The following is an 11,900-nucleotide window of genomic DNA, read 5'->3' as shown; positions in this document are numbered from 1 at the left end:
CTTTGGAAACAGGACAAATCTATAATAAAGATTACTTTTTAAACCAAGTAGCGTCAAAATTAGGCCGAAATAGGAGAACGAAAGAAGTAGTAAAACCAAATTGGAATTGTAGTCCTCAATTAGAAGTTTTAAAGAATGCTACTCTTGATGATCTAGTTCATGTCTTAAAAAAACAATGTGAAGTTATTCATACAGATGTTTATGAAGTCTCAATGGAAGAATTAGTCGAAAGGTTAAGACTGACATTGAAGAAGTATGATGCCAATTCAATCATTACTTGGGATGACCAACGATTTAGCCAATATCAACTAGATCACTTTCTATATAATGACTTACCGGTTGAGGGACTTCATGTACATAAATGGGATAGGACTCGTGGCAATGAAAATATTAAACTTGCAGAGCAAGCCGATGTTGGTATCACATTTAGTGATATCACATTGGCCGAATCAGGGACAGTAGTATTATTTAGTAGCGCAGACAAAGGTAGGTCTGTAAGTCTACTTCCCAAAACTTATATTGCCATTATTCCAAAAAGCACAATCGTTCAGAGGATGACCCAAGCGACTGATTATATAAGTCAAAAAGTAAAGTCAAAGGAAAGAATTTCTTCTTGTATAAATTTTATTTCTGGTCCAAGTAATAGTGCAGATATTGAACTAAATCTCGTTGTTGGGGTACACGGACCTATTAAGGCAACTTATATTATTGTGGAAGACGGTCCTAAGGATGTATAAATAACTAATAAAATGGAGGTTAGTAACATGTCGGAACGATACCCAGTGTTAAGAGATGCTGAACCGTTTTATTTTGAAGGAAATCAGATAGGGATTTTAGTGACTCATGGTTTTACAGGTTCAACACAAAGTATGCGACCTTTAGGTGAAGCCTATGCTAAAGCGGGTTATACCGTTTGTGGCCCCCGATTAAAAGGACATGGAACCCATTATGAGGATATGGAGCAAACCACCTACAAGGACTGGATTCATTCAGTTGAAGAGGGATATCAAAGGTTAAAAGAAAGATGTGATACGATTTTCGTTACGGGATTATCCATGGGAGGGACATTGGCCCTTTACATGGCTGAAAAGTATCCGGAAATTCGCTCTATCATCCTTATTAATGCGGCGATAGAAGTACCCGCTATGGATCCTGTCATTCAGCTAGAGGGAGTTAGATTTTTAGACGCTATTGGTTCTGATATTAAGAGGCCAGAAGTTATAGAGCTCGCCTATGAGAAGACGCCTGTTCAATCAATTAAAGAACTTTTGCAACTTATGAAAGAGGTAAAAGGCAGTTTAGCAACCATTACTTGTCCGACCTTACTATTTGTTTCAGAGGAAGATCACGTTGTTCCTCCAGGTAATTCTCAATACATCTATGATCATATTAGTTCTAAAGTTAAAGAAATTCACCACCTTAAGGAAAGCTACCATGTTGCAACACTTGATCATGATCAAGAAAGGATTATTGAAAAAACGTTAGATTTTATTAAGAAGAATATATAAAGCAGAAAAGCCTTTTCCTAAAAAATATAGGAGAAGGCTTTTTACCATCCTATGTAAATTACTTAATAGAAGGTAGCTCTATTATAAATCTAGTTCCAATATCAGGCTTGCTGTGAACGGTTATTTTTCCCTTTAAGTCTTTAATTATTTTATATGTAATGGTCAAGCCAACGCCGGTTCCTTTATCTTTAGTAGAATAATAGGGTGCTCCAAGTTTTGCTAACTGTTTAGTAGACATTCCAACCCCGTCATCCTTTATTTCAATAAGTACTTTATCTTCTTTTTTATAGCCGAGTATCTCTAATGTTCCATTTGTATCTATGGCTTCTACACTATTTCTCATTATATTAAGAATAGCTTGTTTAAATTCATTTTCTTTCCCTTTCACATAGAGATCTTCTTCAACATTTGATTTAATAACAATACTGTGGGTATTAGTATAAGATGTAATAATATCTATAACGGAGTGTAACTCATTCGTAACATCTAACTCGTTCATCACAGACTTCTTAGAGGGATTAGCGAGTGATAAGTAATCATGAATAACGGCTTCTGTTCTCTCTAACTCTGCTAAAGAAATTTCAATATACTTCCTTTGATTATCATTTAGGTTACTTTCTCTTTTAATTAGCTGTAAAAACCCTTTGATTGATGTCATAGGATTTCTTACTTCGTGAGCAACGGAGGCCGCTAATTGACTGACTACATTTATTCTTTCCGACTGTTGCATCTGATTGTAGTAAATAATCTGCTGATCTAGACTATTTATTAGAAAGATCAGTAACAGGAGAGTACTCCATGTTAAGAAACAGAAAGTGAGAATAAAAGAGATTGCATGAAAATGACCATTGATAATTAGAGAGATAATTCTTGTTAGAGTAATACCCCAATACAACAGGCTAATCATGAAAACTTTTTTATTCAACGTGTAAGTATTAAATTTATTCTTTAGTAATATTAGTAAAAAAGTAGCAATTGAATAATTAACCAGATTGACAAGAAAACCATCTCCACCTAGAGTGTATCTAAATAAGATCATACTAATCATAAGTATAAGTCCTGGCCGTATACCTCCAAATAAAAACACAAAAATGATTGGAATAACTCGAAAATCATACAAATATCCTTCCGAATATTCTATTGGATTTGACATTGTTAAAATTATTGAAACGAATGATACACCTAGCAGTTTAGAAAACAGCTTACTTCTATTCTGTTCCTCTTCTCTAATAAAAAGATGATAAATAATATATGGAATAATCACGACTAATATATGGTAGGATGCTTGTTCAACTAAATGCAACACAGTTAGACCAATCCTTTCAAAAATCTAGTAAAAACTACTCATTTTTTATATATTCAATGCAAATATTGAAAAACCTTTTAGATGATCCCTTTTTTTATTCTTGTTTGCTAATGCGAGTTAGTATTTAAAAGAAAATCCTTCCTGACAAAGGAAGGATCTAGTAGACACATGCGTATCTAATTATGCTGTTTTATATATTTAGTTTCTAGTGACTGAATTTTACAAAGCTCATCAATTAGGTCATATAAAGCGAGTAATTCATATAAAATAGATGTTTCTGGTGTGATGTGATGATACCCGTCACTGCTCGGTTCATCCAAACTGTTAGTTAAATTAGAGTAAGTAAAAATGTGATTAATTTTCTCAATACAAGAATGAAAGTCTTGATCACAAGAGAAGGTTGGGCTTGCTAGAGTGTGCTTAATGGATTGAATGGCATATTCTATTGTAGCAAGTTGTTCAGTCTCTAGTCTTAGGCGAGTTACCGGTATATACATAAGATTACCAGTATGAAAAGCAAATTGACGTAATAGAATTAATTTTTTGTATTCATAATGAAACAATCGAATGTCCTTGCGATTTACTCGATGATACTTCCATTCGTTCTTTTGATAACGACATATTGTATCCACTTTCTCTATTTTTCTTAATAAATCTTGAAACTCCTGACGTAGCTTTTTATCACCTGAATGATGATGAAACCACTCTTGTCCTCGCTGTTGAATGAGTTGACCGGTCTCTCCAAAAAGTTGTTGAATTTCACTAGATATCGTCTTTGAATAGTTAGGTGGCAGGATAAAGAAATTTACAAGTGTAGATACGAGTAGGCCTGTTGTTGTGGTACCTAATCGGATAAATAATGAAGCTATATAATGATCGTGAACAGTTGAAATCATAGCTACACCTGTTAAAGTGGCTACTAGTGTTCCTTCATGAAGCTTTAACTTATGGCAAGCGATAATGGTTGTAAAAGCCACAAGTGCATATGTGAAGGGGGTTTCTCCGAGTAAAAAGGTAAATGATACGGCAAGTGCAGCACCGATTACGGCAGCAGGAAACCGAACAAACGCCTTTTTAATAGAATCAGCTACCGTCGGTTCAATAGTGACAATCGCTGTAATGACAGCAAAGATCGCTGGCCATTGTAAGAGATGACAAATTAGCGCGGTAACGAAAACCGCTATTCCTGTTTTTATTATTCTACCGCCGACGAAAGTAAATGGCTTTTTTATCATCATTAGACAAACCTTTTTTTATAATTTTTCTTATTACTAATAAGAAAATCCTTATTTTATAACAGCTTTCCCATTTTATGCACTCATAAGACCTATAGGTGAATAGTAGAAGGATTCTGACGTAGCGAATGGAATATTAGAGTTGCGTTATTATTAAAGACTAAAATAGTCAGCATGTTTTGCTTGAAATATATTTTCGAGGATATTGAGAGGGATTATAATCAGCTAAGTGCAAAAGGAGTAAAGTTGCTCTTTGACGAACCCAAACCATGTTCACCTGGAAGGTATTTAATTATAAAGGATCCTATTGGAAATAAAATTGAATTGTAGAGTTTACTAGGTAAGTTTTTACTACATTCTATTAAGTTGGAATTGGACATTGAAATGCTCTCTGCTATAATGATTAATTACAGTGAACATGAACGATATTTTAGGGGGCATTACGGTTGGCGAGATCATTTTATCATTTCTTATTAACTTACCGAGACTTTAAACCTAACGATGAAATATCAGAATTTGCAAATGCAGCATATGAGGATCATGGTTTTCCGAAACAATCTAAGGATTACTATGAGTTAACGAACTACTTAGAACTCAATGGTACTTATTTAAAAAGTATGTCTACCTTTGACAGGGTATGGGATTTATATAAGCAGAATGGTTAGTGCTCAGTTATCTGAGCACTTTTTTTGGGCGTTTTTTTCGGTTATTTAGTAGCTTGTATTGTAATGATAGTTTAGTCAGGTGGGGTCAATTTATTTAGGAAATAGGCACATTCTATTCGCGCTTTAGCCAAGATTGCATATACTACATTAACAATTATTACGATGTCTAAAGGAGTGAGAACCTTGAAAAATAAGAAGCCAAAATTTAAGGTTGGGGACATCGTCGTGATCACACTTTTTGGTACTGTTTGTAAAATTTCAAAAGTCCTTACATTAGATGGAATGTATGTGTATGAACTTAGTAATCGAGAAGGAATTTACTTAGAAGATACACTTACAAGCATACGTGAATATGATGAAACAATTCCCAAAAAAGAAAGCATTAACATTGAGTTTAAGTATTTCTTTGGGGATCTAGTTCAAGTAAAAGGGTACGAACAAGAAGTGTTCAAAATTGTAGGTCTTCGAACAGAAATTTGGAGATATAAAAAAGATGCATGGGAAGATATCGTCTATGAATTATCGAGAATATCTGATGGTGAATGGCTAGAAGCAAACGAGGATGAAATCGTGTTGATTGCCGACCATGAAGAGGCTCCCGTGTTTATACAGAAACTTGAGGTTTTTTATTTAAAATCAAAAGAATCTAAGGTGATGGAGTTGTTACAGACTATGAATCTGCAGCGTAAAACAGAAAAAGAACTCCTTCGATTGAAACGTGAAAGAAAGGCAATTATTGATGGTTTATTAGATGTATATAATGACTACAAAACTCTTTATGAAATCTTTGAAGAAGAGGAATATAAAAATGTGATGGACCTTGTGATGGATAACTTAACTAAGTTTACAACTGGTAAATCTGAAGAAACGGATTAAACGGTAAACATAAATTGAAGAAAAATCCATAAAAAGTAAGGAATGCCACCTACTAGTATAACTTTAAACATGCCATTTGTAATCTTTTCCATGATTTCGTCAAAGGAAGAATGTTCAACAATAGTATCCGTTGAGGTTTCAACATGTTCAACAGGTAAGTGATAGGTTTTTTCCATAATAAATCCTCCTTGGGCTTGTCCATTTTCTACTACTATTCTATGAGCCAAGTTTTCGTTTAGAACCTATTTATTCGTTACCAATGTAAAACTTTTATTCATAAAAGGACATTGGACAACATAAACCGAATTAAGGGGTGATAACATGAAAGAGATTGAAGTGGTGATAGATACAGAGGAACTTGCTGAGTTTATTTATGAACAACTTCTTCTTAGAGGTTATGTCCCTAGTGACGAAGAAGTGGAAGAGGTTGCCGATGTGGTCTTCGATTATTTATTATCAAAGCAGGTAGTAGAAGAAGTGTGGGATGAGGAAGCGGATTCATAAACGACGACGAAGCTCGTCGTTTTTTCATTTATATGGAATGGAATATAGGGGAATGAAGGACGACAAAAATCGACAAGTGCCTGTCACCTGTCGTCTGTGTGGGGATTAGACTTGTAATCTATTAAAATGGGAATTGATTGGAAATTGTGTTAATATAGAATTGGGATATTTTTGAAGAGGGGCATCCTTTTCTATATGAATTAATTAAGGGTCTGTTTGTCATGGTACTTATATCTTGATGATTATGACTCTTATGATAAGGGTGGTTTGAATGAGAAAATGGATGATTCTTAGTGTGTTGGTTTTTTTCCTTGTGGGCTGTTCCGAGAACCCGAGGCCAGAGGATCGTTTTGCTGCGTACATAGCATTATGGAATGAGCAGAAGTTTGAGGAGATGTATACAAAACTTTCAACCGATACAAGAGCAACTTATACTGAGAAAGATTTTAGTGAAAGGTATCAGTTAATCTATGAGGCAATTGGTGCTTCTTCTGTTCAGATACAATTTACAAAACCTGAGGAGGAAACGGATATTGATGATCTTGATGAAGTTCAATTTCCGTATTCCGTTACAATGGAGACGATTGCCGGTCCAGTTGATTTTGAACATGAAGCGGTACTGGTAAGAGAGGAAACAGAGGAAGGTGAGGATTGGTTTATTAAATGGGATTCTACTCACATTTTTCCTCAGTTAAAGGAAGGACAGGAAATAAAAGTAGCGTCGATTGAACCAGTTAGAGGGCAAATATTTGATGCCGACGGAGAACCACTTGCAGAAAATGGGGTCGTGAAAGAAGCAGGTATGGTCCCAGGAAAATTAGGAGCGGCTCGAGATCAAATCATTCAAGAAGTAGCAGGTCTACTTGGCTTAACAGTCAATGAAATTGAGAAGGCGTTAACTCAAAGTTGGGTAAAGGAAGATTCCTTCGTTCCCATCAAAAAGGTAAATCCAGAAAACCAAGAATTAATTAATAAACTAAGTGAGCTTGATGGCGTAACTTTTATGACGAATGTTGAATCACGTTACTATCCCTTAGGTGAAGCGGCTGCCCATCTAATAGGGTATATCCAAAATATCAATGCTGACGAGCTTAAGGAATTAAAGGACAAAGGATATACACAACAGTCTGCAATTGGAAGAGTTGGGTTGGAGCAAGTATATGAGTCACGTTTACGCGGGGAAACGGGTTGGAAAATCTATATCCCTGAAGGGGATGTCATTGCTGAAAAACCTGCGATTAAGGGTGAAGATATTTATATAACCATACAGTCAGACTTACAACAAAAAGCATTTGAGCAAATACAAGCAGATGCTGGTACTGCCATTGCTATTAACCCTAAAACAGGTGAAACGTTAGCGTTAGTTAGTGCTCCTTCTTATGATCCAAACGATTTCATTTTTGGGATGTCAGTAACACAGTGGACTGCACTTAATGAGAATCCGTTAAAGCCATTATTAGCCCGGTTTAATAAAACCTATTCTCCTGGTTCTACATTAAAGCCTATTACGGCAGCGATTGGCTTAGAATCTGGAACACTAGATCCCATTTTAAAAATGAAGATTACCGGCAAGACATGGAAAAAAGATACATGGGTTGATAAATCAATAACGAGAGTATCAGACACCTTAAGTGATCTAAATCTTAACGATGCTCTTGTCACGTCAGATAACATTTATTTTGCTAGGACTGCTCTTGAGCTTGGAAATGACAACTTTACAAAAGGATTACAGACGTTTGGGTTTGATGAGGAGATTCCATTTGAATTTCCAACAAGAACCTCAACAATCACAAATAATGGTTTTACCTCTGAAGGTCTTCTGGCGGATTCAGGGTATGGGCAAGGAGAAATCCAAATGAGTCCAATCCATCTAGCTAGTGCTTACTCAGCATTTGTAAACGAAGGCAATATGATTAAACCTTATCTAGAGAAAATAATCGAACAGCAGCCTTCGTTTTGGAAGGACCAGGTAATGAGTCCTGAGCACGCAAGTTTGATACATTCAAGTTTAGTTCAAGTAGTGGAAAACCCACTTGGTACTGCGCATACACCACTTGTGGAAGGTATTAATATTGCAGGTAAAACCGGCACGGCGGAGTTAAAAGCCTCTAAAGATGTCGAAGCTCAAGAAAATGGTTGGTTTATTGCTATGAATAACGATCAACCAAACCTCTTAATCGCGATGATGATTGAACACGTAAAAGGAAGGGATGGCAGTCATTATGTTGTTCCTAAAGTAAAACAATTATTTCTACCATAAAAAAGCTACCAATTCGGTAGCTTTTTGCTATGTTACAACCTCTTTTACCGTTTTTAACACTTTTAAATAATGTAAATCGTTCTGATAATCTTTTGTTAACATATATCTTCTCGGTATATAGTAAGTCTTTAATTGTGTAATCATATCATCAGATTGAAACCAGTCATTGCCGTGAATAAAAGTATGCGCAAAATCAGGCCAAACATCCCTTAAATAGGGACTGTATATTAATTCTTTTCCACCACGATTTGCTGTAAAAACGTCTGGCCAAATATCCAGTCTAGAACCAGTGTGAGGTGTTCGGTTTGCAAAGGTATGAGCACCGTTATAAATCTTATGAAATAGAATACCGTATAATTTTTTTCCGGTTTCAATACGATTAAACACGTTATTAAATTCTTGCACCGTGACACCAGCAAGCTTTATTTTTTTACCATGAATCGGGAATAACACATCGGTAAAACCTAGTCGCTCTTGTGCTTGAAACAAAATAGTTTGTAAAACTTCTTCCTTATATTTTTCCTCCGTCATAATTCGTGATTGAATATAATTTTGTTCATTAATGATTAGAGCCACAGTTAAAAGGGGTGAATTCTGAGTCTTCCAGAAGTAGTTCCAAATAGGTACCATAAATGTAGACACATTAAAATATGAAAGCAAGTGAAAATAATTCTTATTGTATTTTTTACTAAAGTGATAAAGAAGTAATTGTGGATAGGCGTCCTGAAAGATTAATGCATTGGCTTTTTCTAAGAACTCAAAAAAGATCTTGGTCTTGTTTTTTGGTAAAAACGGTTGAATTAACGACCCTTTTAAATCAGTCATATTCCAACCACCATTCCTTGAAACCATATGGGCCAAAAAAGACCAATGAATCTCAGGATGATCATGATAATATTGAAGATATGCTTCTGTTCGTGTGAGATTATTTCTGTTAAAAGCTGTTGTTTCTTTCTTTATCTTTATAATAATTTGTAATTCATCTTCCTTTAGGTTTTTGGGTTCATTAGTTGTAACGGAAAGAAGTTCTGATTTCAAGGTAATAAACTCTGAATTCTTCATGGTGGTTACTTCTTTATCTCTGGTCAGTGAAATGGGGAGCAGTGAAGTTAAAATATTTTTAAGTAGCTGCATCTACTTTCCTCCTCATTAACAAACTATGAGGAAATAGCGAGTGAGTGTATATTTCACAAAGAAAATTAAAATTTTGACTATTTTGACAAAAGTTTTGTATTTAACTGACGTTTTTTGACATTTTTCTCAGTTTATGTTTTGTACAATAGTACAAAAGCATGTCCTGGGGTGAAGATAAATGAGCCATCCATTGACAATTTCACCAAGTAAAAAAAACAAAATAGTGCAATGTTATGATATTACCTTAATGCAAACTCCTCGCATAGGTCAGAAAAAGGGGTATAGGTCTGTCTATCGTTTAGATGTTTATGCAGAGAGTCATGACGAGGCAATGTATGAAGTTTTTAGGTTATTTAATGTAAAAGAAATGATGCCTAAACAAACGGAAGCACGTTTTATAAGAACATGGGATATTTTGTATTTTGATGAAGGGCTAGAGGGTATGACCTATTATCAGCTCCAACCTGGTGGATGGAAAAAAATTGGTCGGGTTCATGTGAGGTGAGTAGAAAACAAGAAAAAAGATCTTCTTTTTTCTTGTTTTCTTTTTATTAGTCTATTTTAACCTTTAATTAAGAGTTTTTTCTTTCCCTAGCTGAGTTCTCTTTTCCGTGTGCTTCATCCTCAGCAATAATACCTTCTGGTGGTATATGATTATTTTTCTTTGGTTGATTAATGCGGTTTCGATGTTTTTTACCCATTGAAAGTCCCTCCTTCTTCTAATCATTATTATTCTTACTTATATCCGTTAAGAAAATAGATGGTAAAAACTGTACTTATTATTCATGCAGAATCGTGTAATGTTTAAGTGATATGTTACAAATGATAGTAGGTAAAAAAGGGTGAAAAGCATGCCAGAATTACCAGAAATGGAAAATTACCGCAGACTTCTCAGTAAGCAAGTACAGCATAAACCAATTGTTAATGTAACAATCAATCGTGAAAAATCAATCAACGTCGGGGTTGTTGAATTTCAAAACAAAGTAATCGGACAGACCATTAGTAAGATTGAGCGTAGGGGGAAGCATTTAATATTTAATCTACAAAACGACTACCGTTTACTTCTGCATTTAATGTTAGGTGGGACCATGTACGTAGGTTCAGAGGTAGATCAACCGAAGCGAACAAAACAAGTAATCATTGATTTCCCGAATAGTGAGCTGTTTTTTATCGGGTTACGTTTAGGTTACCTTCATTTACTGACAAAAGAAGAAGTGGAACAAGAATTTAAGGATCTGGGACCTGAGCCGTTAGACGAACAATTTAGTCTTGAGGTGTTTAAAGAGTTAATTGGTAATAAAAAAGGAAAATTAAAAACAACACTCGTGGATCAGAAGTTTATAGCTGGCATTGGGAACTGTTACTCAGATGAAATTTGTTACCATGCACAGATTCTCCCGATGAGAAAATGGAACGAACTAGACGATAAGGAAGTTCGACAACTCTTCTCTAGCATCAAGTTTGTCTTAAATCGGGCACTTGAACTTGGTGGCTATATGGAGATGCCACTTTATAGGATGGATCAGTTGACAGGAGGATATAATGAAAACTGTTTTGTCTATGACCGAGAAGGTGAAACATGTAGTCGGTGCGGAACAAACATCATCAAGATTGAACTTTCTTCTAGAAAGTGTTTCTATTGTCCAGGATGTCAACTATAGAAACCTTAACACAAAAAAGGATACTTCTTAGTATCCTTAGTAAGTTATGTATGGAAAATTATTGTCATGAAGCAGTATCTTCAGCCGACATTCTTCTTACTTCATTTCGTAGAGAATCATTTGAGTCTAAAATTAACGAACCATCTCTTATTAATCCTTTAAATTGATCGATTGGGAAAGCCCCTCTAGCTTTAGCTTGATCCATTTCAATTTTGACTGTTTTTTCATTTAGTTGGATAATGCGTAATGTTTGTGCTTTACTAAAATTAGGGATAAACTTTTCAGTAATAGAGAAAATCATATCTTCTTGTAATTCCAATATTCTCACCCTTTGTTAAGATTTACTAATATCGTTTCCTTGTATGAGAAAATACATACATCAAATATGGAGGCTTGAAATGGAACCAATCATAAAAGAAAAAGTTCAACAATCACTAGATTTATTCTCGGGAAAAGACGTTTATTTACACTTAGAAACAACTAACGGAGCTTATGCAAGCCATTTACATGAGAAAATGGTGGTAGGTGCTTATATTCGAAATGGAAAGATACATATTGAGCATGGCAAAATGACGGGGGAAGGTCCATACAGGATTGGATTAAAGATGGCCATAGGATGGGTATATGCTGAAGGATTAACAGATTGGGAAATAGACCCACATGGAAGATTATTAGTCGCTGGTCATGATGCAGACGGGAAGCTTGCCGTTGCATTTCAACTTAGCTTGACACCATTTGAATAAGGAGTGAG

16 protein-coding genes are annotated in these 11,900 nt (G+C 35.2%); 10 read left to right on the top strand and 6 right to left on the bottom strand.

Annotated elements, in window-relative coordinates:
- Positions 1–2 precede the first annotated feature (2 nt).
- Positions 3–737, top strand: coding sequence for a LutC/YkgG family protein (locus LT143_RS07090; RefSeq protein ID WP_246941689.1), 735 nt, complete (start codon positions 3–5; stop codon positions 735–737).
- A 27-nt stretch (positions 738–764) separates the two neighbouring features.
- A complete protein-coding gene (locus tag LT143_RS07085; protein WP_246941686.1) occupies positions 765–1,508 on the top strand; it encodes an alpha/beta hydrolase in 744 nt (247 codons plus the stop codon).
- Between the two features lie 58 nt (positions 1,509–1,566).
- Here LT143_RS07085 and LT143_RS07080 read toward each other — a convergent pair whose 3' ends face one another.
- Together LT143_RS07080 and LT143_RS07075 are read right to left on the bottom strand one after the other, a co-directional pair.
- Complete coding sequence (locus LT143_RS07080; RefSeq protein WP_246941684.1) at positions 1,567–2,814, bottom strand: ATP-binding protein; 1,248 nt, start codon at positions 2,812–2,814, stop codon at positions 1,567–1,569.
- A gap of 176 nt (positions 2,815–2,990) precedes the next feature.
- Positions 2,991–4,049, bottom strand: coding sequence for an aromatic acid exporter family protein (locus LT143_RS07075; RefSeq protein ID WP_246941681.1), 1,059 nt, complete (start codon positions 4,047–4,049; stop codon positions 2,991–2,993).
- Between the two features lie 174 nt (positions 4,050–4,223).
- Between LT143_RS07075 and LT143_RS20555 the strand changes: the two genes are divergently transcribed.
- The 3 genes from LT143_RS20555 to LT143_RS07065 all read left to right on the top strand — a co-directional run bounded on the left by LT143_RS20555 (position 4,224) and on the right by LT143_RS07065 (position 5,590).
- Entirely contained in the window at positions 4,224–4,379 is a 156-nt protein-coding gene (locus LT143_RS20555; RefSeq protein ID WP_336296595.1) for a VOC family protein, read from the top strand.
- A gap of 116 nt (positions 4,380–4,495) precedes the next feature.
- Positions 4,496–4,714, top strand: coding sequence for a YozE family protein (locus tag LT143_RS07070; RefSeq protein WP_246941679.1), 219 nt, complete (start codon positions 4,496–4,498; stop codon positions 4,712–4,714).
- A 174-nt stretch (positions 4,715–4,888) separates the two neighbouring features.
- On the top strand, positions 4,889–5,590 hold the full coding sequence (locus tag LT143_RS07065) for a hypothetical protein (protein ID WP_246941677.1): 702 nt from the start codon (positions 4,889–4,891) through the stop codon (positions 5,588–5,590).
- Here LT143_RS07065 and LT143_RS07060 read toward each other — a convergent pair.
- Positions 5,587–5,766, bottom strand: coding sequence for a hypothetical protein (locus LT143_RS07060; protein WP_246941675.1), 180 nt, complete (start codon positions 5,764–5,766; stop codon positions 5,587–5,589). The genes LT143_RS07065 and LT143_RS07060 overlap by 4 nt on opposite strands.
- Positions 5,767–5,911: 145 nt before the next feature.
- On the opposite strand from LT143_RS07060, the gene LT143_RS07055 reads away from it, so the two are divergent.
- A complete protein-coding gene (locus tag LT143_RS07055) occupies positions 5,912–6,094 on the top strand; it encodes a YozD family protein (RefSeq protein ID WP_246941672.1) in 183 nt (60 codons plus the stop codon).
- 271 nt (positions 6,095–6,365) lie between these two features.
- Positions 6,366–8,354 (top strand): penicillin-binding transpeptidase domain-containing protein, encoded by a 1,989-nt coding sequence (locus tag LT143_RS07050; RefSeq protein WP_246941670.1) that lies wholly within the window; start codon positions 6,366–6,368, stop codon positions 8,352–8,354.
- A 27-nt stretch (positions 8,355–8,381) separates the two neighbouring features.
- On the opposite strand, the gene LT143_RS07045 is transcribed toward LT143_RS07050, so the two are convergent.
- Complete coding sequence (locus LT143_RS07045; protein ID WP_246941668.1) at positions 8,382–9,488, bottom strand: DUF2515 family protein; 1,107 nt, start codon at positions 9,486–9,488, stop codon at positions 8,382–8,384.
- A 178-nt stretch (positions 9,489–9,666) separates the two neighbouring features.
- On the opposite strand from LT143_RS07045, the gene LT143_RS07040 reads away from it, so the two are divergent.
- The gene (locus tag LT143_RS07040; RefSeq protein WP_246941665.1) at positions 9,667–9,993 is read left to right on the top strand and encodes a hypothetical protein; all 327 of its coding nucleotides are present in this window, start codon (positions 9,667–9,669) and stop codon (positions 9,991–9,993) included.
- A 67-nt stretch (positions 9,994–10,060) separates the two neighbouring features.
- On the opposite strand, the gene LT143_RS20385 is transcribed toward LT143_RS07040, so the two are convergent.
- The gene (locus LT143_RS20385; RefSeq protein WP_272495720.1) at positions 10,061–10,189 is read right to left on the bottom strand and encodes a hypothetical protein; all 129 of its coding nucleotides are present in this window, start codon (positions 10,187–10,189) and stop codon (positions 10,061–10,063) included.
- 150 nt (positions 10,190–10,339) lie between these two features.
- Between LT143_RS20385 and mutM the strand changes: the two genes are divergently transcribed.
- Positions 10,340–11,149 carry a bifunctional DNA-formamidopyrimidine glycosylase/DNA-(apurinic or apyrimidinic site) lyase gene (mutM, locus tag LT143_RS07035; RefSeq protein ID WP_246941663.1) on the top strand — a complete coding sequence of 270 codons (810 nt, stop codon included), beginning with the start codon at positions 10,340–10,342 and terminating at the stop codon, positions 11,147–11,149.
- 64 nt (positions 11,150–11,213) lie between these two features.
- On the opposite strand, the gene LT143_RS07030 is transcribed toward mutM, so the two are convergent.
- Positions 11,214–11,468, bottom strand: coding sequence for a hypothetical protein (locus LT143_RS07030; protein ID WP_246941661.1), 255 nt, complete (start codon positions 11,466–11,468; stop codon positions 11,214–11,216).
- A gap of 79 nt (positions 11,469–11,547) precedes the next feature.
- Between LT143_RS07030 and LT143_RS07025 the strand changes: the two genes are divergently transcribed.
- On the top strand, positions 11,548–11,892 hold the full coding sequence (locus LT143_RS07025) for a YojF family protein (protein WP_246941659.1): 345 nt from the start codon (positions 11,548–11,550) through the stop codon (positions 11,890–11,892).
- Positions 11,893–11,900: the final 8 nt, after the last annotated feature.

Source organism: Bacillus pinisoli (genome assembly GCF_023036475.1).
Taxonomy (GTDB): Bacteria; Bacillota; Bacilli; order Bacillales; family SA4; genus Bacillus_BS; species Bacillus_BS pinisoli.
The sequence above is the reverse complement of the archived record's forward strand: the minus strand, read 5'-3'. Positions and strand labels throughout refer to the sequence as shown.